At 42.0% G+C, this 22,749-nt stretch carries 14 protein-coding genes; 11 read left to right on the top strand and 3 right to left on the bottom strand.

Annotation, left to right across the window (positions count from 1 at the left end):
- Nucleotides 1-2: 2 nt before the first annotated feature.
- The gene (locus WAE64_RS10465; protein WP_340236317.1) at nt 3-2,411 is read right to left on the bottom strand and encodes a GH92 family glycosyl hydrolase; all 2,409 of its coding nucleotides are present in this window, start codon (nt 2,409-2,411) and stop codon (nt 3-5) included.
- A 179-nt stretch (nt 2,412-2,590) separates the two neighbouring features.
- On the opposite strand from WAE64_RS10465, the gene WAE64_RS10460 reads away from it, so the two are divergent.
- From WAE64_RS10460 to WAE64_RS10420, 9 genes are all read left to right on the top strand, one after another.
- Nucleotides 2,591-3,454, top strand: coding sequence for an alpha/beta hydrolase fold domain-containing protein (locus WAE64_RS10460; protein ID WP_340236316.1), 864 nt, complete (start codon nt 2,591-2,593; stop codon nt 3,452-3,454).
- A gap of 743 nt (nt 3,455-4,197) precedes the next feature.
- The gene (locus tag WAE64_RS10455) at nt 4,198-4,737 is read left to right on the top strand and encodes an RNA polymerase sigma factor (RefSeq protein WP_340236315.1); all 540 of its coding nucleotides are present in this window, start codon (nt 4,198-4,200) and stop codon (nt 4,735-4,737) included.
- Between the two features lie 130 nt (nt 4,738-4,867).
- Nucleotides 4,868-8,257 (top strand): SusC/RagA family TonB-linked outer membrane protein, encoded by a 3,390-nt coding sequence (locus WAE64_RS10450; protein WP_340236314.1) that lies wholly within the window; start codon nt 4,868-4,870, stop codon nt 8,255-8,257.
- Nucleotides 8,258-8,278: 21 nt separating this feature from the next.
- On the top strand, nt 8,279-9,919 hold the full coding sequence (locus WAE64_RS10445; RefSeq protein WP_340236313.1) for a SusD/RagB family nutrient-binding outer membrane lipoprotein: 1,641 nt from the start codon (nt 8,279-8,281) through the stop codon (nt 9,917-9,919).
- A 76-nt stretch (nt 9,920-9,995) separates the two neighbouring features.
- Nucleotides 9,996-11,366: a purple acid phosphatase family protein gene (locus WAE64_RS10440; protein WP_340236312.1), complete on the top strand. Its 1,371-nt coding sequence runs from the start codon at nt 9,996-9,998 to the stop codon at nt 11,364-11,366.
- A gap of 212 nt (nt 11,367-11,578) precedes the next feature.
- Nucleotides 11,579-12,859 (top strand): hypothetical protein, encoded by a 1,281-nt coding sequence (locus WAE64_RS10435; RefSeq protein WP_340236311.1) that lies wholly within the window; start codon nt 11,579-11,581, stop codon nt 12,857-12,859.
- Nucleotides 12,860-12,901: 42 nt separating this feature from the next.
- On the top strand, nt 12,902-14,257 hold the full coding sequence (locus WAE64_RS10430) for a PhoPQ-activated pathogenicity-related family protein (RefSeq protein ID WP_340236310.1): 1,356 nt from the start codon (nt 12,902-12,904) through the stop codon (nt 14,255-14,257).
- A 285-nt stretch (nt 14,258-14,542) separates the two neighbouring features.
- Nucleotides 14,543-14,743, top strand: coding sequence for a hypothetical protein (locus WAE64_RS10425; protein WP_340236309.1), 201 nt, complete (start codon nt 14,543-14,545; stop codon nt 14,741-14,743).
- 8 nt (nt 14,744-14,751) lie between these two features.
- Nucleotides 14,752-15,612, top strand: coding sequence for a glycerophosphodiester phosphodiesterase (locus WAE64_RS10420; protein ID WP_340236308.1), 861 nt, complete (start codon nt 14,752-14,754; stop codon nt 15,610-15,612).
- On the opposite strand, the gene WAE64_RS10415 is transcribed toward WAE64_RS10420, so the two are convergent.
- Together WAE64_RS10415 and WAE64_RS10410 are read right to left on the bottom strand one after the other, a co-directional pair.
- Complete coding sequence (locus WAE64_RS10415; protein WP_340236307.1) at nt 15,594-15,992, bottom strand: hypothetical protein; 399 nt, start codon at nt 15,990-15,992, stop codon at nt 15,594-15,596. The two genes, WAE64_RS10420 and WAE64_RS10415, sit on opposite strands and share 19 nt — an antisense overlap.
- 260 nt (nt 15,993-16,252) lie before the next feature.
- Nucleotides 16,253-17,560: a photosystem II biosynthesis protein gene (locus WAE64_RS10410; protein ID WP_340236306.1), complete on the bottom strand. Its 1,308-nt coding sequence runs from the start codon at nt 17,558-17,560 to the stop codon at nt 16,253-16,255.
- Between the two features lie 149 nt (nt 17,561-17,709).
- Between WAE64_RS10410 and WAE64_RS10405 the strand changes: the two genes are divergently transcribed.
- Nucleotides 17,710-20,382 carry a glycoside hydrolase family 2 protein gene (locus WAE64_RS10405; RefSeq protein WP_340236305.1) on the top strand — a complete coding sequence of 891 codons (2,673 nt, stop codon included), beginning with the start codon at nt 17,710-17,712 and terminating at the stop codon, nt 20,380-20,382.
- Nucleotides 20,383-20,387: 5 nt separating this feature from the next.
- Nucleotides 20,388-22,736, top strand: coding sequence for a hypothetical protein (locus tag WAE64_RS10400; protein WP_340236304.1), 2,349 nt, complete (start codon nt 20,388-20,390; stop codon nt 22,734-22,736).
- Nucleotides 22,737-22,749: the final 13 nt, after the last annotated feature.

Below are 22,749 nucleotides of genomic sequence, written 5' to 3'. Positions count from 1 at the left end.
CACTATTTACTAAAAGAATAGGGGAGGGCGTCTTTGCCTACTCCCCAGGTTTTATTGGGTGTTGCCCCCATCTCAAAAACTAATTCACCGCCAGCCATAATCTCTGCATGGTCGATAAAACAACGGTTAAACGGCTTGCCATTTAGTGTTGCCGATTGAATGTATTTGTTTTCTGGGCTATTGTTTTTAGCAATAATGCTGAAAGTCTTGTTGTCTTTTAGGTTGATTGACACTTCATCGAACATCGGGCTACCGATGGCGTAATTGCTGCTACCCGGTGTAACCGAATAAATGCCCATGCTGCTCAACACAAACCATGATGAAAGCGAACCCATATCTTCGTTGCCGCTCAGCCCACCCGGCCCTGTGCGGTAGAATTTCTGCATGATTTCTCGTGTACGGTATTGGGTTTTCCAAGGGGCTGATGCATAATTGTAAAGATAAGCCACATGGTGCGATGGCTGGTTTCCATGCACGTATTGCCCAATTGTACCTACTACACCCACATATTTAGGCTCGCTTATAGAGGCATCCATTGTAAAGAAAGTGTCCAGACGATTGTTGAAGGCTTCGTCTCCTCCCAACAGAGTTACCAAGCCTTTGGCATCATGCTGAACCGACCACAGGTATTGCCATGCGTTCGATTCTGTATAATGGCGATTCGGGCGACGGCCAACTAGCAATGGGTCGAAATAACGGTAATAATGGTGCGCACCTACCGAATCTATCTTTTGTTCGTTATTGCCTTTTTCTTCAAGCCAAGCACCATTTTTACGGCGTGGGCGCATAAATTGTGTGCTTGGGTCGTACACGTTTTTGTAATTTTGCGCTCGTTTATAAAACAAGGCTGCATCTTCTTTTTTGCCCAGGGCATCGGCCAATTGGGCAATACACCAATCGTTGTAGGCAAGCTCTAGTGTGTTAGGTACAGATTCGGTTACGACATCGCAAGGCGCATAGCCTAAACTCATGTAATCGGTAAGACCTGAACGCCCCGCTGAGGCTGGAAGTGGGGCAGTTGGCAATTCTAATGCCTTGCGGCGCATGGCGTTGTATAAGCCTTCAATATCCCAGTCTCTATATCCTTTTATATAGGCGTCAACAATTACGGGCACTAGGTGGTCGCCGACCATGCCTTGCCCGAACTCGTTTCTGAAATGCTGTGCAGGTAACCAGCCGAATTCTGAGGTTTTGGCGGCAATAGATTTTACAAGGTCGTTTACGTGATTAGGTGCAATAATAGTAAGCAGCGGGTGCTGGCTGCGGTAAGTATCCCAGCACGAAAAGTTTGGAACAAAGTCATAGCCTTTGGCGGTATGCACCTTGTTGTCCATGCCCATATATTGTCCGTCTACATCTTGCCCGATGTATTGTGCTAATAGGCTGCGGTAAACCGCCGTATAGAAAATCTGTTTTTTCGATTCATCGCTGATCTTAACGCTCACTTTTGTTAATTCGTCGTTCCATGCCTTGTGGGCATTGTTTTTCACTTTGTCAAAATCCCAGTCTGGAATTTCGGTTTTGAGGTTATTTCTTGCCCCTTCTACACTCACAAACGAAACCGCCACTTTTACCAATATCTGTTCGGCTTCTTTGGTGGCGTAGCTCACAAATGCGCCTACGTTCAGCCCTTTTTCTTCGTCTTTATAAGGCCAGTAACCTTCGGCCGACTCTGGTGTGCTATAATCTGAATCCCAAGTGCCGTAGTAATCGAACGGACGGCTGAATTTGGCTACAAAATAAACCATTGTTCCGTTGGCGTCTTTGTAGCCCTCAATGGTTGAATCACCGACTATTTTTAATACTGATTTGCCGCTTTTATCGTCTTTGCCTATTTCATGCGCCAAATCGAGCAGGATATTTGAACGGCGAGCCTTCGGGAAAGTATAGCGGTGCATACCTACACGTTTGGTGGCGGTAAGCTCGGCTTTTATGTTATCGTCTTTAAGTAATACGCTATAATAACCCGGCGTGGCGTTTTCGTCGTCCTTATTGTATCTTGACCTGTAGCCCGAATCAGGATTATCTTTTGTGCCCGGGCTGGTTTGTATTTTGTCTTTTACAGTCGGCATCAGCAGAATATCTCCGCCCGTTGTCATGCCTACGCCGCTGAAATGCGTATGGCTGAAACCCTCAATGGTGCTATCAGAATAACTATAACCGCTGCTGTATGTCCAGCCCTTGGTGTCGTGGTCGGGGCTTAGTTGAATCATGCCAAAAGGCACAACTGCACCCGGAAAAGTATGGCCGTAGAAATCGGTACCAATAAATGGGTCAACATAATCTGCTGGCTCTTTACCTGAGCGCTTTGAGCAAGATTGTATGGCTATTGTGCCGACAAGGCAAATGGCAGATAGCCAAAAGCTGTAAGTTTTTTTTAAGATTGTGTATTTGTATGGTCTGGTGTTCATGCAAAGCAGGTAGTGCTTAGGTTGATTGATATTTTAATTACTTCAATTCACCGTTTCAAGACTATTGATTTATAAAAAAAACAATATTCGAGGCGTTTTTTAGTTTGTAGAGAGGGTAAAGGGTATGAAATAATGTAATATTTATACCCGGCTGTTAAACTATAAATTATCATAAAAGAATGAATTATATCTTATCGACTATAGCCCTTGTATTACTGGCATCTTCACAAGTCTGGAGCAAAAATAGCAGGGATAGTTTCCGTCAGGATTCTACCTATACACAACATCTTAATCTGGCTTATGGCCCTGCTGAGGGTAATGGCAATCTGCTCGATTTGTATTTGCCTACAAAGCATTCGGCATCTACCAAACTAATAGTGTATGTGCACGGCGGCTCTTGGAAATGGGGAAGTAAAAACGATTTTCCGAAAATATTGGTAAATACGCTTACCTCGCAAGGTTATGGGATTGTGACGCTCAATTATCGTTTATTAAGAGAGGGCAAAAACCGTTTCCCTGCGCAAATTGAAGATTTGCAAAATGCGATGGCATTCCTATCGGCTAAGGCATCAACCTATGGCTACAATGGCAACGAGTTTGCTTTGCTGGGTGTAAGCGCCGGAGCGCATCTTTCATTATTATATACCTATAAATATGATAAAGGGAAGCAGATACGAACCGTAATAGATATTGTAGGCCCAACCGACCTGACGGATAAGACTTTCAGAGAGAATCCATCAGGTGGAAATATCATTACGCAGTTTCTGGGTGATGCTAACCCGAAAGCTGCTATTGCCGTTGAAGCCAGCCCGATTCATTATTTAACTAAAGAGTCGGGCGTGCCAACTATTGTTTTTCACGGTGAGAGCGATGAACTGGTGCACGTAGGGCAAGCCAAAGCATTGTATAAAAAACTACAATCGCTAGGTATTCAGTCACAACTGGAACTGTATCCGGGCGAAACGCATGAAATGCGGAAAAGCCTCTTTAGTATTTATTCTAAAATTACGCTTTGGTTGCAGAAAGTGTATCCGGCGAAGTAGTTTGAAGCTACCCTCTGTGAAACTTCGTGATACTCCGTGGTAAAATAGTCTTAACCACGGAGTATCACGAAGTTTAGCACAGAGTTGCACGGAGTTTTTTTCATAGCATCGTCTATCTTTTAGTTGCTATTAGTGGTTGAATGATAAACTTTTTTAGACTTCAAAAGTACCATCTAAATCTCTTCTCTATATCCTTATTATATATAGTACCAAATCTAATACTCTTGCTTGCCTATCTGCCAGATAAAATCAGGAGGAAAAAGAACATATTTTTACCTGATAAACAGACATTTTTTCGGAGCATAAACGGAAATATTCTATACCGAAAAATTATTGACCGGAGGTGCAAAAATGCCTTCAATTTTATTAAACTATTATTATTATACCCTCCAATTTTAGCTTAAAGTTAATAAATAAGGGGTGTGCGTGTTTTGAGGATTATTTTACGTAATATGCGAATATGGTGTACGGAAAACTTTGTACATTTATTTCATAATTATTCAGCCTTATAATTTATTAGAAATCTATCGGAGTTTCAACTGCCAATTTAAGAGTCTCAATTGTAAATAATCATTGTGTTTTATAGCCCCTAAAAAGTTTTAAGCAGACAAATGCAATGAGACAATTATGATACTTTCAGGTTGGTATTATAGTATGATTATTTTGTACTTATTTACGAAAGGCCAAGCACTCTTTTTATTACATTATTAAATTAACACCTATCCTAAAAATTTAGCTTACTCATGGAAGCACTCGATCGCATAATTATGAAAGTCGCCGAAGGAGACAGTACGGCTTTTACCAAACTTTACAACCATTACAAAGAGCCCGGTATCCGATTTTCAATGGCTATTGTGAAAGATGAAGAGGAGGCCGAAAATATGTTGCACGAAGTTTTTATTAAAATCTGGAATCGTAGAGAACAGATTAATCCCGACCTGAACTTCAACTCTTACATCTTTACCTGCTTGCGCAACCTGGCTTTCGATCACCTCAAAAAGATTGAAAGAAGCCAGTCGCTTCAACATCAGTATCTACAAATGATGGAAGAAGACCACAACAATAATTCAGACGCCGAAGAAGCAAAAATTGTTTTGCTACGCAATGCAATGAATAGCCTTCCGGCCAAACGTAAGATGATTTTGAAGCTGAATGTTGAAGACGGGAAGTCGTATCAGGAGATTGCCGAAATGATGCGAATCTCTAAGAATACCGTTAAGAATCAGCTTGTTAAGGCAAAACAGTTCCTGCGTGGCAGCGTAGACCTTGCGCTTGCTCTCTAATGTAAATTCTCAATGTAAAATTTATATAATCATTACCAAACCCAGTAGTACATTTTATCACTTAAACAGTAATTCAGTAAAATTCAAGTAATTGAGTTACAATTCTATCTTCACTTTAAAAAAACATATTATGAAGTTAAACTTTACTCTCCGAAGCATGCTTAGGGGGCTGGTTTTTTTCGGTATCCTGTTGGCTGCTTGTGCTCCGACAGTTTGGGCTCAGACCCGGACGGTGACAGGTAAGGTCACGTCTAAAGACGACGGTGCCGCTATGCCTGGCGTAAACATCTTACTAAAAGGTTCTCAAAAAGGAACAAGCACAAATGCTTCCGGTATTTACTCTATCGAAGTAAGTGGAAGTAATCCTGTTTTAGTTTTTTCATTTGTTGGTTACGAAGCAGCTGAGGTTCCGGTAGGAAACAGAAGCGTAGTAGACCTTGCAATGGATTTAAGTTCTGAAAGCCTGAAAGAGGTGGTTGTAACTGCCTTGGGTATCAAACGTGAAGAAAAATCGTTGGGTTACTCAGTAGGTAAAGTAGACGGCAAAGACCTTAGCCGTATCTCAAACGAAAACGTACTAAACGCAATGTCGGGCAAAGTAGCCGGTGTTGCTATTAACTCTACCGGTGGTACTGGTTCGTCGGTAAGTATGGTTATCAGAGGTGCTAAATCATTGAGCAACGATAACCAACCTTTGTTTGTAATTGATGGGGTACCTATCATTAACAGCTTAAACAACGTAGGCCAGGTAGGTGGCGATAACCGTGTTGACTACGGTAATGCTATTTCTGACTTAAACCCTGAGAACGTTGAGAGTGTAACAGTTCTGAAAGGACCAAGTGCCGCTGCCCTTTATGGTTCAAGAGCTGGTAATGGTGTGGTTATCATCACTACTAAAAATGGTTCGAAAGCTAAGAAGATGACTGTAAACCTTACTACAAATACAGTTTTCGATATGCCTTACCGTTTCCTTGATATGCACTCTAAATTTGCTACGGGTATTCTTCCGTTTACGCCAGACAAAAACCCGTATCCGGGTGGTGTGTTGATGATTGACGAAGGTTCGGCCGGTGGTGTTGGCCCTGAGCTAGACAAAGGTTACAAAGCGATTCAATGGAATAGCCCTAAAGATGCGAACGGTAAACCAATCCCGACTGAGTTGGTTTCTCACCCAAATAACATCAGAGATTTTGTACAAACGGGTATCACTACTACAAACGGTATCTCAATTGCCAATAGCAACGACTACGTAAACTACCGTGTAGCTTACTCAAACATGACAAACCGTGGTATTATTCCTGGTTCTGACCTGTTCAAAAACTCTTTGGCTATTGCTACTTCATTGAAATTAAGCAATAAATTAAGATTAAGCACTAATATAGATTTAAGCCGCAACAACTCAAACAACCGCCCTGCGGGTGAAAGAGGTTCTAACCCATTACAATGGGCTTATGCGGTGGGCCAACACATTGACATCAACGACTTGAGAGACTATTGGGTGCCGGGTCAGGAAGGTTTACAACAAAGATCTCAATCAATCGGTAACTTCAACAACCCTTGGTTTTTGGCTTATGAAGTTAAAAATGCCTTTGAAAGAAATCGTTTGTTTGGTAACGTAAAAGCTGACTACCAGATTACACCTGAACTTAGCTTGATGGCTCGTTATGCACTTGATAGCTACGGCGAAAAACGTGAAACCAAAATTGCAAGAAGCTACACCGCCGAGCGTAATGGTGCTTACGGTATTGTTGATTTGAAACGTTTTGAAAGCAATGCCGACTTCTTGGCTACTTATAACAAGAATGTACAAAACTTCTCTCTGTCGCTTTCTGCCGGTGGTAACGTTCGTAATACTGAGTTCTCAGATACTGAAAACAAAAGTAGAAATGGTACCGGTTTGATTATGCCGGGTTTATATACACTACAAAACATTGCACCTGCTAACTTACAATATACTAGCAGCATGTCGAGAAAATTAGTGTATAGCCTTTATGGTATGGCAAATATCGGTTTCAAAGATATGGTATTCTTAGACCTTACAGCCAGAAACGACTGGTCGAGTACACTACCTGCTGCAAACCGTTCGTATTTCTACCCTGGTGCTTCATTGAGTTTCCTTGTAAACGAAATGTTCCAGACCTCATCGCCGAATCTTAATATGTTGAAACTAAGAGTTGGTGTGGCGCAAGTAGGTAACGATACAAACCCTTATAGCTTGATTAACGTTCTTGCTAACAACGAAGCATGGAATGGCCTTACTCGTTTGTCGAAATCTAGCACTATTCTATTGCCTGATTTGAAACCTGAGATTTCTACTTCTTATGAATTTGGTGGCGATTTAACCATGTTCAAAAACAAGTTGAGAGTATCTGGTACATACTATGTGGTTGAAAACAGAAACCAGATTATCCCTACAAAACTTCCTCCGTCAACTGGTTATACTCAGAAAAACATCAACGCAGGTTTGTTAGTAAGTAAAGGTACTGAAATCACAGTGGGTGGTACTCCGTTTGAGAAAAATGGTTGGAGATTAGATTTAACAGCCAACTTCTATAGAAATAGAACTACGATTAAAGAACTTTCTCCTGGGATTGATTTCTATACTTTGTGGACAGACGCTAAAGGTGGTGCCTGGACATACGTTGGCGAAACAATCGGCGATATCTATGACTCAGAGTTAGTAACTGTAAAAGACCCATCATCGCCTTACTTTGGTTACCCGATTCTTGACGAAAACGGTTCATGGCAAGCTATTTCAGCGTCTAACTCTCGTAATAAAATTGGTAATTTCAACCCTGACTTTATCTTAGGTCTTCAGACTTCATTGAGCTACAAAAACTTCAGCTTGAATATGACATTCGACTGGAGACAAGGTGGTGATTTTATTTCTCAAACTTACCGTTATGGCGAGTCTGACCTTAAAACACAACGTTTCCTTGATAACTTGATTAATCCTAACGGTTTAACGGGTGACGCACTACGTAACTACTTAATTGATAATGATTTAGTAAGAGTGCAAGGCAATAAATTCAACATTGTTGGTGGGCCTACTGCAGAATACGGCGGGTATCCGTTCGAATACGGTGGAAACACTTATGCTTATGGTGTATTTAACCCTGGTGTGATTGCTCAATACAACGAAGCCGGAGAAATTACAGGTTATACCGAAAACCTTGGTGGCCCTGGTACTAAGATTATCCCTTACGGCGACAACTACCCTTGGGATTTCTCAAGAGCTGCCCTGTTTGATGCCTCATTCATTAAATTAAGAGAGGTTTCTCTTGGCTACGAGCTACCAGGCAATTTTGTAAAAAGACTTGGTTTGCAAAGTGCAAACTTCTCGGTTTACAGCCGTAATATCATGCTTTGGACAGCCGCTAAAATTGGTATCGACCCAGAGATGGCTTTCCAGCCACAAGCAGGTGTACAAGCAGGTACGCAATTTAAACAAGGTATCGAAAGATACAACGTTACGCCTTGGGTTATTCCGGTTGGTTTCAAACTTGGCCTGACATTCTAAAAATCTTAAATTCTGAAATCAATGAATAAGAGTTATAAAAAAATTATTGCACTAGTGTTTCTGTTTACCAGTTTCTTCTCTTGCGAAGACCTGACAGAAGTGAACACTAACCCGAACGGGCTACAGCCCGACGTGGTGAACCCGAATCTGGTGTTGCCTACTGTATTAACAGAAGCGGCAAAATTATATGTGAATCTTGGGTATCAGGATATTGCAGGTGTTGTACAACACACGCAAAAAGATGCTTGGTCGTCAGGTCATAACGATTATGACTGGGGTGGAAACCAAAGCTGGGGTGCATACTACGATATTTTGCGTAACAACCAATTGGTATATGAGCGCTCGGTTGCCATGAACATGGAGTTTCAACAAGGGGTATCGTTAGTAATGAGAGCCTTTATGTTTGGTTTGATTACCGACCTTTGGGGCGATGCACCTTATACGACTGCCTTGAAAGGGGAGCTGGGTAAAACAGAAGACATATTGCCTGCTTTTGATAGCCAGGAGACAATCTACACAGGTATTTTGGCTGATTTAGAAAAAGCTAACACGCTTTTATCAAAATCAAAAGCTGAGTACTCTGGTATTGTTGATAACGTTGATGTTTATTATGGCGGAGACCCAACCAAGTGGAGAAAAATGGCTAACTCTTTAGCATTACGTTATTATATGCGTATTTCGGCTAAAAAAGCTGATGTTGCCAAAGCAGGTATCGAAAAAATTGTAGGTAATGCAGCTCAATACCCAATCATTACGGTTAATACTGAAGATGCTACAATGGGCTTCCCTGGTACTAGTGATGGTACTGCATGGCCTGCAAATGCGGTATTTGATGTGAGCGGTAGCAACTACCGTCGTATCAAAATGGCAGGTACTTTGGTTGAGTCTCTTCAATCATTAAAAGATCCACGTTTGGCTGTATGGGCAAACAAAGTTGAGATTCCGTTAGTAGTTGATGCAACTTTACCAGCCGGTACTGATAAAATTGAAGGTGGCAAAAGATATTTATCGCCAGATAAAGTAGGTGCTACTGTTATTGATACTGACCCTGAGTATGTAGGTCTTCCTACTGCATTCTCGGCATTGCCATCGGCATATAACCTTAACCCAACTCCGGGCCAGACCTCATTCAATCCGCACGTTTCGTTCCTGAACGATATTTATAAAGCGGCATCGGGTCCGTTGTTGAGAGCACGTTTAATCTCTGCTGCAGAGGTAAACTTCATACTTGCAGAAGCAGCTCTTAAAGGCTGGAATGCAGGTGATGCAAAAGCTCGCTACGAAGCTGGTGTAAGAGCATCTTTGAATACTTGGGGTGTAGGCGGTACAGCTAACACATACCTTGCTAACGCAGGTGTTGCTTACGAGGGTACTATCAAACAAGTAATAGAGCAAAAATGGATTGCAAGCTGGACAGCCGCTACTGAATCATGGTTTGATTTCAGAAGAACCGGTTTCCCGGCATTGAAAGCCGGCCCTGCTGCAAAACGTCAGGCGTTACCAGTTAGATTCTATTACATGCAAGACGAATTAAATATTAATAAAGCAAATACTAGCGCAGCGCTTGATAAGTTGGAAGTAACTAACTTCTCTCAGGCTGACGGTAAAAACAGTGCTTGGTCGAAACCTTGGCTTATTCAAGGCACCGGAAAACCTTGGTAAAAGTAGATTGTTTTAAAAATTGATTGGGGGCGGTGCTTAATGGCCGCCTCTAATTTTTCACATAACCTCACCGAATATGAATTTTATTAAAAGAGATATATACAAGATTTTTTGTTTTTTAATTTGTAGTAGTAGTTTCCACACAGCTTTTTCTCAAGAGCACGCACACCCGCACGACCACTCACACCCGCATGACCACGCTGTGGCCATGAATCTGGACGTAAAAGTTCTGTTACCCGCAGCACACCCCGACCGCATCATACTAAATCTGACAGCAACGCCCGAAACTTCAATAGCAGTAAACTGGCGTACAGATACCACTGTTACGAAAGGAGAAATTCAGGTAGCTTTGGCTACAGACGGCACACAGTTTGTAAAGAATGTGCGCACTATTAAGGCTACTACCGAATACCTTAAAGTAAAATACCTTGAAGAGCCTGAGATAAAAGCCAATTATCATTCGGGTATTATTGATAACCTTACTCCGGGTGCATTATATGTGTATCGGGTAGGGAATGATAAGCATTTTAGCGAATGGTTTCAGTTCCGTATGCCTAAAAGCACTGCGGGCCGTCCGCTTTCGTTCCTATATTTTGGCGATGCCCAGAATGATGTAAAATCACATTGGTCGAGAGTTGTCAGAGAGGCTTACAAAACCATGCCCGAAGTAGCTTTTATGTTACACGCCGGAGACCTAATAAACCGCAACGACCACGATGTTGAGTGGGGCGAGTGGTTTCATGCAGGCTCGTATATTCATGCTACTGTGCCAAGCGTAATGACACCCGGCAACCACGAATATGGCAAAGGGAAATTATCGCCACAATGGAGAAAACAATATAATTTGCCTACCAACGGGCCAAAAGGGCTTGAAGAAACCTGCTACGAGGTGAACTATTCAGACCTAAAAGTGATTTCGTTGAATGCCGAAGAAATAGATGAGTCAGAGCATTTTGCGAATGCACAAGCCAAATGGTTAGATTCGGTATTGACTCATAACCCTCGTAAATGGACAGCAATAACCCTTCATTATCCGTTTTATTCAACCAAACCAAACCGTGATAACATAGAATTGCGTAAGCGATTCAAACCAATCATCGACAAACACAAGGTTGATATAATATTACAAGGCCACGACCACGCCTATGGCCGAGGTATGGTAAGTAACTCGGTAAAGGTTGAGGCTAACAAAAGCCAGCAATCGGGTACGGTATATGTAGTATCTGTATCAGGGCCGAAAATGTATGATATATCAGACGACCCTTGGATGAGCCGTAAGGCAAGTAACACACAGTTGTTCCAATTACTGACGGTAGAAGGAGATATGCTGACTTACAAAGCCTTTACTGCAACCGGAGAACTGTACGATGCCTTCGATTTGAAGAAAAGAGCCGGAAAAGCCAACCAACTGGTAAACAAAATTCCAAAAACACCTGAGAAGAATTGATTGTATATATTGGCGTACGTAGGGGACGAGAGGCAACTCTTGTCCCTTTTTTATTTTGTGGGTAGTGTCCTCAAAAAATGTTTCTACACGCAATAGTACTTTCTTTAGAACAATTAGTATAAAGTAGAGCAAGCGGCTGAGGAATTGAATGATTTCGTACCTGATTCTGACCTAAAAAGTGCATTTTAGTATTTAAACTACCCATAATACGCATGAAAAAATATGCTCTTCTTGTTTGCCTGCTTTTTTATTGCCTTGTCAGTGCATCAGCCCAGACCCTGAAAGTAGGGGCGGCTGTTCGGGTTATTACGCCAAATCCGCTGTTACCTGTTTCGGGTGGAATAGGTACACCTAAAGCCAGTAAAGAGAAAAAAGGCGATTTGTATGCACGGGCAATGGTTTTTGAAAAAGGCTCAACCCGTATTGCTATCGTAAATGTAGATAACCTGGGTTGGACATCGATACTGGGTAATAAATCAAGGGCTTTAATAAAGGGTATTGCACCCGAAAATATTCTTATCGGCGCTACGCATACCCATAGTGGCCCCGATGCTTATGCTTTTCCTGATGCCAGCGGAAAAGCCTCGGCCGATTTAAAATACCTCGACTGGTGCGTACAACAAATTGCCGATGCCGTAAACGAAGCCATTGGCAAACTAGAACCTGCTTCTCTTAAAATTGCTGTTGATGAAGCCAAAGGTAAAATTGCTTATAACTATTACGCACCAGCTTTGTACGACCCTCGATGTGGGGTAATACAAGCCATTGCCACTACCGGAAACAGACAAGGAAAAGCCATTGCTACGTTGGTAAACTACGCTGTTCACCCCGAAGTAATAGGCTCTGGTCGAGGTATATTAAGTCCTGACCTCTGCGGGCCATTGTACGACCGTATTGAGGCTAAAGCAGGGGGCATAGCTTTGTTTATGAATGGTGCACAAGGAGGCATGGTAACGGCCGATACCCGCCTGGAATATGGCAAGGAAGGCGAAGGCCAGAAAGAAGCCAATACATGGGAAGAATGTATAAGAATAGGTGAATTACTGGCTGATGAAGCCCTGCGTATTGTTGACAAAGCGGCAGTACTGCCAAACCCTGATATTTATTGTGTGGCTCGTAAAATAGAGTTTCCGGTTGATTCGGAGATAATGCGTTTTATTCTGAAAAACTCTCCGCTGAAACATGATTTGAATAAAGAAAATGTAGTGAGCACGCAATTAAATTTGCTGAATATTGGCCCTGCACAGATTCTGACAGTTCCGGGCGAAGCTCTGCCGAATATCGGGTATTATGTAAAACGTAATATGGCAACCAAACTGCCGTTTTTATTCGGGCTTACAAACGATGCCTTTGGCTATATGCTTACCAAAGTAGATTTTAACAGTTTTAAACGCTATGAGTACGTAAGCCGTACGAGCCTCGGCGAAATGACAGGCGAAATTTATATCGAGCAAGCCCTAAAACTTGTAAAAGATAGCCCGAAACCTCAATAATTATTTTCATCTCTCTTTTTATTAACCGAATAAAATCTTATTATGAAAAGTACTTTAAAAAGATTGCTTAGTATTTGTACAGCCTTGGTAATCACATCGGTTTGTGTGTATGCACAAAACGCTGTTACGCCAGAAACTGCCCTTAAAAGTTATATCAACAACGGCGACAAGACCTTTAAATGGGAAGTGAAAGACTCATTGACAAAAGGTAACGTAACGATGTATAACCTTGTGCTTACCTCGCAAAAATGGAGACAATACACCTGGAGACACCAATTGTCTATTTTTGTGCCAAAAGTAAAACAATACGATGGTGCTTTGTTGTTTATAACAGGTGGCTCAAACAAAGACGAACAACCAAACTGGAGTAAAGAAGATAAACTGTGGCCTTCGCTGGCTGAGGTTTCTGAAAAAACAAAGGCCATTGTTGCCTTGATTAAACAAGTGCCTAATCAGCCTTTGTACGGCGATTTGACCGAAGATGCGCTTATCTCGTACACACTTCATAATTTCAAAAAAGACAACGATTACACATGGCCTTTGTTGTTCCCGATGGTGAAGTCGGCAGTGAAAGCAATGGATGCCGTGCAGGAGTTTGCCAAGAAAAACAACAATTTTGCGGTTAATAGATTTGTGATTTCGGGGGCTTCTAAACGTGGCTGGACAACCTGGTTATCGAGTGCTATCGACGACAAACGTGTGGTAGGTATCGGGCCAATGGTAATTGATATGTTGAATATGCCTGCAACACTCGACTATCAGTTTAAAACTTATGGCGAGTACAGCATTCAGATTGAAGATTATACTAAATTGGGTATTCCGCAAGGTGCTGACTCTAAAGAGGGGAGAGCCATTACCACTATGGTTGACCCATATTCTTACAGAGCAAAACTGACGATTCCGAAAATTATCTTTATCGGTACTAACGATGAATACTGGACAGTAGATGCCATCAAACACTATTATGACCAGATTCCGGGTAAAAACATGATTCATTACACCCCAAATGCAGGCCATGATTTAGGCGGAGGCAAACAGGCTTTCCAATCACTAACGGCATTCTTTGGTTTAACTCTAATGGGCAAAGAGTTTCCGGCCAATACCTGGACAACCACCAATGGCAAAGAGGGTGTAGAACTTGCTATTAATGCCATGCAAGACGATTTAGTGGGTGCAACACTTTGGCACACAACTTCATCAGACCGAGATTTCCGTAATAACCTGTGGTTGAGCAATAATCTTAAATTGAGCAAAGAGCCTGTAGTAAAAGTTACGGTTCCGTATCCAACCAAAGGTTTTGGTGCATTTTATGTAGACCTGAAATACAAAGACCCTAACGGCGGTACATATACCGTAAGCACAAGGGTATTTGTGGTTGATGGAAATAAGGTATTGTGATGAGGGGCTTATCTATTGTAGTGATAAAACTAAGTTAAGAATGAAAGTAAAAGGGTTTATATGGTTAAGAAAACCCCACACCCTAAATCCCTCCGCAGCGGCGGCCGCTCCCCAACAGTGGGGAGAGGGACTTTAATCTCCCTTCCCCACTGTTGGGGAAGGGTTGGGGATGGGGTTCTTATCGCACAACATAAAACTCTCTACCTTTATTTCAATACATCTGCACCTTAAAGAATTCAAACAAATTTCAATGTGTGTGACATTCAATACCAACCAACAATAAGCATGGAGCGAACTCGTCCTGATTATTTAATGGATAGATTAATCAACAATAAACTCTCCAGCGAAGAACTGGCAGAGCTGTTGGCTGGTATAGGAGAAACCGAAATGTCGCCCGAATACTCAACTATCCTTGAGCGTTATTTTAACCAGCTTCTTGCAGAAGCAAATCAAAACAAAAAAACTTCGTCGGAAAACGACCAATAAGTAAATTCATGAAATCGCTTACAAAATCTATTACAATTTCACTCCTGATTGGTATTGCCCTTAGTTCTTTTATTCCTGCTCATAATTCAATTAGTAAAAGTCAGACAGGCGCAGATTCATCTCAGTTATTAAAACAAAAATATAAGCTTGGCTTATCGGCGCACAGAGGTAGCTCTATTGTAGCACCCGAAAACACGCTGTCTACTTTTAATGCAGTGTTGGCAATGGGTGTAGATTATATCGAAATTGATGTACGCACCACCAAAGACGGCCAACTGGTTATTTTGCACGATGGCACACTAAACCGCACAACAAACGGCCAAGGCCCAATGAAAAACTTTACACTGGCCGAGTTAAAACAGCTATCGGCAGGGAAAGGCTACAACGAGCGATTTAAAGAAGAGAGAATACCTACATTACAAGAAACAACCCAACTGCTAGCCAATTGGAACAAAACCCATAAACACAAAACAAATCTATACGTTGATTGTAAAGACGTAGCACCCGAACCATTAGTAGAACAATTGAAAGCAAGCAAACTGCTGAAAGATGCCGTTTTTTATGGGTCTGATGATTTCCTGATGGCTTTGAAAAAGGTGTATCCGAAAGCTAAACTTATGCCTTCATTAAACAAGGCAGAAGAAATTGCTGATAAAGTAAAACGCCTGAATCCTTATGCCTTTGATGTTCGCTGGACAATACTGAACGAAAACCTGGTAGCAGAAATACATACGCACAAAGTAAAAATATTTACCGACGTGCTAGGGCTACTCGATAATCCGAACAACTATAAAAAGGCCACAACAATGGGTATAGACCTCATTCAGACCGACTACGTAAGAAAAGTATATCAGACTCTGCTTGATTGAGTGATTTGTCGGCCTACAACAATTAAGGCCACACCAACAGCACCATAAATAAAGTGTAGCGGAGATACCGCTTGTATCATAATTACCTGTATCAATATCCAACCTGTGAGTATTGCGCCCTGAACCGAAATGAGCCAGGCCAATTTACGAGGTTTGACTAGAATAGCCACAAATACGGCTAAACTGGCTATACCGTTAGCCACAAAAAGAATAATACCGGGTATGTAATAATCGGTAAATGGGCTTTTGTCTAATATAATTAGGGGCATTTGTAAACTACTGCCGTCGGGCGAGGTAATCAGGTGCCAGCCGCCATAAATGGCACTTAAACCATTAAATATGAGAAGTATAGATGCGATTGTGCTAAGGAGCGATTTCATAAAAGTTTGCTTTTTGCAAAGGTCGGCAAATGGCAAAAGCTGCATTATGAGTATCGTCAGGTTTTAGGGTGATTATCAGCAAGTTGGAGTAAGCTGTTAAAAAATACATGTATGTAACAAACTTGAGTTTCACCGAATAAATTCGGTGACTAAAATAACAAAGGAATTATATTGTATATGTGACCCGACTTAAGTCGGGCACTATAAAAAAGACCTTTGTTATTTTAGGCGGTGAATTTATTCACCGACACTTCTGTATTTTACTTCGCAACCTCTTCAACAGGTTCAGCGCCAAATCTTTTCTGTGCACCTTTTAGCTCTTCGTGCGAATTACTGGCTACCAATGCCAGCAAGGCAATAAATAAAGCTACTGCTACCATATTTACCGACCATTTGTTAACATTATTAGTTCGATTTGTAAAGCCAGGCTGGGTTTTATTGATGAGTAGTAAAATTACAACCAGATTTACCACGTATAGGTATTGTTCGATCCGATAGGTGCTGATAAATGCACCTGTATCAATAAGGCTAAAGAGGATATACAAACTTAAATGACCCACAAAAAAAGTATAAACTTCTTTGTAACCATAATTTACACTGCTTGGTTGGCTTACAAAATACTTATAAAGCCATATAGTAGTACTAAGCAAAATTAAAACCAGGCCACTCCAGTTAGTAAAAGCAAAGAGTGGGCTACCATCTGGTACATTAAGTTTACTGAGCAATTTGTAAACACCTTCGGCATCAAAATTCTGTTGCCACATTGTATAAGGAATAAGGAGGGTAAGCATTAGAAGCGGAAATAGTTGCGCGCTTTTGTTTTGCGTAGGTTCTGATTTTTCCCACGATGAAGTCAGGGTGCCGTAGGTCATGCCTGCGCCACCAAAGAAGCCAATCGAATATTCCATTACATTCCAGAAATTAAATTTTATACCCGATACGCTCCCCAATACCTGCAAGAAATTGCCAAAAGCAAAACCAAAGCCACCGCCTAAACCCGAGAAAATGGCTACCCTTAAAGCCGAACTTTGCTGATGGCGCACCAGAAACCACGTAAGAGCTACAGCCATACCAAAACAAGCCGCCCACATTTCGGAGCGTGGCGGGGTCATGAACCACTCAAACTCGGTAATCATAAAGAAATAAAACAGAACAGCGCCTGCTACCATTTCTACAAGCAGATTAGCCCATTTAACAGGGTTTTTAGCAGTGCTAGCCAAAGCAAGGCCAAAAAGCCCACCACCAATATAACCGTATAAGCCACCAATCACAAACAGCATCATAAGGCCGTAATAAGCATTCACAAAATCATCGGCACGGCCATATCCAACAACTATACCATAACTCATAATACCACCAACGCCCCAGCCTAAAGCGCCTGCCATAGTTGCACTCAGAAATTTGCCATACCAGTCGCCTCGTTTGGCTACCAGCAGCAGGCTCAGGCAGCCAATTCCACCAGCCCAGGCTGCACCATGTTCGTGCCCGAATTGTCCACGAACGGCCCAGGCTGTTCCTAAAGATATGCCAACTACAAGCATACTAAAATATAATTGTTTGTTTTTCATGTGTTCAGGTAATAAGGTAAAACGAGGTTTTTTACTATTACTTCAGGCATTCATAAAAAGGCTATTTAACAACAGATATTTTGCATGGTAATAGTCCGAAATATATTTTTACAAGTATTACAAGAACAATAAATCAAGCACAAACAGATATGAATAAAAGATGGAGTTTACTGGTAGGACTGCTAGGTTTTGTTTCCTTGCTTAGTTGCGGTCCAAAAGTAAAAGTAGAAGAACGTACCCTAAGCGATAACTGGACCATTGCCTCTACTAAAGAGACAAATACCGATGCCAAAACAATCTCAACACAACTTATTAACCCTGATAAATGGGTAAAAGCCACCGTGCCAACTACTGTATTGGGTGCACTGGTAGAAGCAGGTGTTTACAAAGACCCTTTTATGGGCAAAAACCTTGAGAGCATTCCTCGTGCGCCATTTGAAGATAACTGGTGGTTCCGTAATACTTTTCAATTAGATGATTTAGATACCAAAGAAGAACAACTGGCTTTGCTAGTTGATGGCGTAAACTATCGGGCTAATTTCTGGCTTAATGGTGTGCAGGTAGCATCGCAGGATACCCTTTTTGGAGCATTCCGCCAGTTTGCCTTAGATATTACCAATGCAGCCAAAAGTGGCGAAAATATTTTGTTGGTAGAAGTATTTCCGCCAAAAGTAAGAGATTTCTACATGGGTTTTGTGGATTGGGCGCCAACACCACCCGACCACTACATGGGTATTTACCGAGACATCAGACTGAAACGCTCGGGTAAGGTATCGATGAACGCCACTTTTGTAGCACCTGACCTTGACCCTAAAGACCTGTCAAAAGCGTCGCTAACGGTAAGCACCGAACTAAGCAACCATAGCAGCGAACAAAAAACGGTAGAAGTAATCGGATATATCGGCGAGCTTGAATTTAAGAAAAGCTTTACTTTGGCACCACATGAGCACAAAGAAGTGAAGTTTACACCTGCCGATACCAAAGAGTTGTTGATACAGAATCCTAAATTATGGTGGCCAAATGGCTTGGGCGACCCTGAGCTATATACGTTGAATTTGGAGGTACGTGAAAATCAGAACCTACTTGATAAACAAAGCACAAAATTCGGTATCAGAAAGATAGAAACTTATTTGAACGATAAAGGAGTGAGAGTATATAAAGTAAATGGCCGTGAGGTATTAATTAAGAGTGCAGGGTGGGTTGATGATTTGTTTTTAAGATATATGCCCGAAAAAGATGCCGCTCAGATTCGCTATGTGAAAGAAATGAACCTTAACTCACTAAGATTTGAGGGTGTTTGGGGCAATAACCATCATATATATGATTTATGCGATGAAAACGGAATCTTATTGATGGTAGGTTGGAGCTGCCAATGGGAGTGGCCTGATTACCTAGGCATGGAATTGAAAATGAAACCGGGCGACGAAAACCTGCCGATTAACGAAGGTGTAGATTTATATGCTGTAAAACTAACGCCTGACGAAGAAACCTTGCTATCAAATTATTTAAGAGACCAGGTTAAGTGGCTGCGTAACCACCCAAGTATTTTTACATGGGCAGGCGGAAGCGATGCCATGCCTAAGCCATCGCTTGAAGCACGTTATAATGCTACTTTAAAACAATATGACCCTACTCGTCCGTTTTTGGTTTCATCTGGTGACTTTACGAGTACCATTAGCGGAAAATCGGGTATGAAAATGAATGGGCCGTATGAATATGTACCGCCTGTGTATTGGTTTGAAGATAAAAAACTAGGCGGTGCCTTTGGTTTTAATAGTGAAACAGGGCCAGGGCCACAGATTCCACCGATTGGCAGCATCAAAAAAATGATTCCTGCTGCTGATTTATGGCCTGCCGATAACAAGATGTGGAATTACCACTCGGGCCGTAAAGATTTCAACACAATAGGGGTGTACCTCAAGGCCATGAATAAGAAATATGGCGAATCTAAGAATCTGGAAGAACTGGCGTTTAAATCGCAGGTGATGAACTACGAAGCCATCAGACCAATGTTTGAGTCTTTTGTTATCAATCGCCCTGTGGCAACGGGGGTAGTGCAATGGATGCTTAACTCGCCCTGGCCTGAGTTCTATTGGCAGTTGTATGATTATTACCTGATGCCTACGGGTGCTTATTATGGTACCAAAAAAGCGTCTCAGCCTATAAATATTATTTATAATTACCACGACCACACTGTGCATGTGAGCAACGATACCCGTCAGGCTTTAGCAGGTGTAAAAGCTCAAGTAAGGCTTTTTGATAAAGACTCAAAACTGGTATTCGAAAAAACAGAGACATTGGAACTGGGCGAAAATACACATAAAAAATGGCTGAGCGTACCTGAGTTACAAGGTAAAAACGAGGTTTACTTCTTAGACCTGAAATTGGTAAGCGCCGATAACAAACCCATTGCTGATAATTTTTACTGGCTGGCTACACAAAAAGACCAGCTTGATTGGTCGAAGTATTTCTGGTTCTATACGCCACAAAAACAATATGCCGATTTCAGCGGCTTAAATACCTTGGCAAAAGCAGATGTAAAAGCCGAGAAGAGTGTAAAAGAACTGGCTAAAGGCGAATTTGAGCTAACGGTAAAACTAACCAATACATCAGACAAACTAGCATTCTTTGTGGAGGCTGAATTGGCCGACGGGCCGAATAGCGAAGCCGTTACTCCGGTATTCTGGTCTGATAATTACGTATCTATTCCGCCAAAAGAAAGTAAGACTATTACGGTAAAATATTATAAAAAAGACCTGAAAGGTGGCACGCCTGCTGTAAGGTTGCAAGGTTATAATCTATCTAAACCTATGTCTCTATAAACAAAATGCGCACAAAATCTATTCACCTAACTTGTTTGTTAATACTGGGCTTTTTTGCGGCAGTAGGGCAGCCTATCAGCATGAAAAGTGCCAATATCATTGCTTCAAATACTATTCCGTCGCCGGTAAAAGAAACTACCGTTAGGATGCTGACGGAAGAGATTCAGAAACGTACATCTATTGCTTTGAAACTGGTTAGTGGCCAGCTTAAAAGCAATGAATTTACCATTGCACTTGTTTTATCGAGTGATAAAGATTTAGGCGGAAAAACTATTCCGGTGAGTGCCGATAAAAACAGCGAAGAATTTAAAGCCGAAGGTTACAGAGTTGTATCAGAACTGACAGATAAAGGCGGCATTTTGTGGGTAATCGGTGCCGACGCCAGAGGCGTATTGTTTGGAGCAGGCTGGGTTTTGCGCAAAGCTGGTTTAAGCCCAAAGAGTATTCAGCTAGAGCAAAAAACAAATGTAGCGGCATCGCCTGCATACCCTATCAGGGGGCATCAATTGGGGTATCGTCATACGGCAAACTCGTATGATGCCTGGACGGTAGCGCAATTTGAACAATACATAAGAGAACTGGCAATTTTTGGTTCGAATGCAGTAGAGGGAATCCCGTTTCATGAAGACGAAAATCCGAGTCCGCATTTCAAGATTCCGGCTCGTGAAATGAATGTAAAACTTAGTGAAATATGCCAGGCATATGACCAGGATTATTGGGTATGGACACCCGTAACTTTTGAATTACACGACAAAGCCAAACGTGATGCCGAGCTAAAACTACACGAAGACCTGTATAAAAGATGCCCACGCCTTGACCATATTTTTGTACCGGGCGGCGACCCGGGCGATAATCACCCAAGAGAGGTATTGCCGTTCTTGAAAGACTTGCATGAGCGATTGGTAAAATATCACCCAAATGGCAAAATATGGCTTTCGTTGCAGGGTTTCAGTGTAGAGCAGATAGATTATTTCTATCAGTATCTGAAAGACAATAAGCCTACATGGTTGCAGGGTGTAGTGTCTGGCCCGAGTAGCCCGCCGATGGCCGAAACCCGTTTCAGATTGCCAAAAAACTATCAGCACCGTGAATATCCTGACTTGACACATAATGTACGTTGCGAATTTCCGGTTCGTCAGTGGGACCAAGCCTATGCTTTAACTATTGGTCGTGAGGCGTGTAACCCTCGCCCTTATGAGTTTGCAGCTATTCATAAAACTTACGCTGCATTTACCGATGGTTTTGTTTCTTATTCAGACGGTTGTCATGATGACATTAACAAGGTAATCTGGAGTATGCGGGCTTGGGATACACAAACCGATGTAAGAGAAATATTGGTCGATTACGGCAACTTCTTCTTCGGCAAAAATCTGGCTGATAATATAGCCGATGGCATTGCCGCCCTTGAAAATAACTGGAAAGGCCCATTGGCGCAAAACGGTGGGGTAGAAGCTACCTTTGCTTTCTGGAAAGGCATGGAAGCCGCAGCTACGCCTCAACTGACAGAAAACTGGCGTTGGCAGATTCTGCTTTTAAGAGCGTATTATGACACTTACACCCGTCGACGTTTAATCTACGAACAAGACCTTGAAAAACAAGCCAATATTGTATTAGCAAAAGCACCACAATTAGGTGCCGATAAAGCAATGGCATCGGCTTGGGGAGTACTAGAGAAAGCCGAAAAAGCACCAATTGCTTACGATTTAAGAAAACGGATAGAGCAATTGTGCCAGACACTTTACAATTCTATTGGCTTGCAAACGAGTGTGCCTAAACACCAGGCCAAAGGTTATGAAAGAGGCTGTTTGCTCGATTTTGTAGATTATCCGCTCAATAATCGTTGGTGGCTTGAAGATGAGTTTAAGAAGCTAAAACCTATGATAGCCGATAGCAATGCCAAAGTATTGGCAAGGCTGAATGTGATAAGCACGTGGGAGAATCCGGGTGCAGGGAGTTTTTATGACGATGTATCAAGCACCAGCAAAGGCCCGAGAGTAAGAACTATCGTTGACGATGCTACTGATATTGCCTGGTGGGATAATGGCTTTAGCCGTGCCAGATTATCGACCCAGACATTCCAGAATAACCCTGAACTGGTTTATGATAATCTGGAGTCTGATGCCCGTTATATTATCAGAGTAGCTGGTATGGGTGAGGCACTTTTGCGTGTAGATGGCAAGCGATTGATCCCGATTTTATACAACCGAGAAAACGAGACTTTCAAGGAGTGGATTGTGCCTTTAAACGCAAGTCAGGACGGTAAAATTATCGTTACTTTCGACGAGCCGGAAGAATCACACCTGAACTGGCGCAAACACTCAAAGGTTTCTGATGTTTGGCTTTTGAAGAGGTAAGAAATTTAGTGAA

The organism is Emticicia soli (genome assembly GCF_037860775.1).
GTDB lineage: Bacteria > Bacteroidota > Bacteroidia > Cytophagales > Spirosomataceae > Emticicia > Emticicia soli.
This window is presented reverse-complemented; position numbering and strand designations above follow the sequence as displayed.

Excerpts from the sequence above, each read along its gene's own strand:
- WAE64_RS10465 (WP_340236317.1), bottom strand. The coding sequence starts at position 2,411 with ATGAACACCAGACCATACAAATACACAATCTTAAAAAAAACTTACAGC.
- WAE64_RS10460 (WP_340236316.1), top strand. The coding sequence starts at position 2,591 with ATGAATTATATCTTATCGACTATAGCCCTTGTATTACTGGCATCTTCA.
- WAE64_RS10455 (WP_340236315.1), top strand. The coding sequence starts at position 4,198 with ATGGAAGCACTCGATCGCATAATTATGAAAGTCGCCGAAGGAGACAGT.
- WAE64_RS10450 (WP_340236314.1), top strand. The coding sequence starts at position 4,868 with ATGAAGTTAAACTTTACTCTCCGAAGCATGCTTAGGGGGCTGGTTTTT.
- WAE64_RS10445 (WP_340236313.1), top strand. The coding sequence starts at position 8,279 with ATGAATAAGAGTTATAAAAAAATTATTGCACTAGTGTTTCTGTTTACC.
- WAE64_RS10440 (WP_340236312.1), top strand. The coding sequence starts at position 9,996 with ATGAATTTTATTAAAAGAGATATATACAAGATTTTTTGTTTTTTAATT.
- WAE64_RS10435 (WP_340236311.1), top strand. The coding sequence starts at position 11,579 with ATGAAAAAATATGCTCTTCTTGTTTGCCTGCTTTTTTATTGCCTTGTC.
- WAE64_RS10430 (WP_340236310.1), top strand. The coding sequence starts at position 12,902 with ATGAAAAGTACTTTAAAAAGATTGCTTAGTATTTGTACAGCCTTGGTA.
- WAE64_RS10425 (WP_340236309.1), top strand. The coding sequence starts at position 14,543 with ATGGAGCGAACTCGTCCTGATTATTTAATGGATAGATTAATCAACAAT.
- WAE64_RS10420 (WP_340236308.1), top strand. The coding sequence starts at position 14,752 with ATGAAATCGCTTACAAAATCTATTACAATTTCACTCCTGATTGGTATT.
- WAE64_RS10415 (WP_340236307.1), bottom strand. The coding sequence starts at position 15,992 with ATGAAATCGCTCCTTAGCACAATCGCATCTATACTTCTCATATTTAAT.
- WAE64_RS10410 (WP_340236306.1), bottom strand. The coding sequence starts at position 17,560 with ATGAAAAACAAACAATTATATTTTAGTATGCTTGTAGTTGGCATATCT.
- WAE64_RS10405 (WP_340236305.1), top strand. The coding sequence starts at position 17,710 with ATGAATAAAAGATGGAGTTTACTGGTAGGACTGCTAGGTTTTGTTTCC.
- WAE64_RS10400 (WP_340236304.1), top strand. The coding sequence starts at position 20,388 with ATGCGCACAAAATCTATTCACCTAACTTGTTTGTTAATACTGGGCTTT.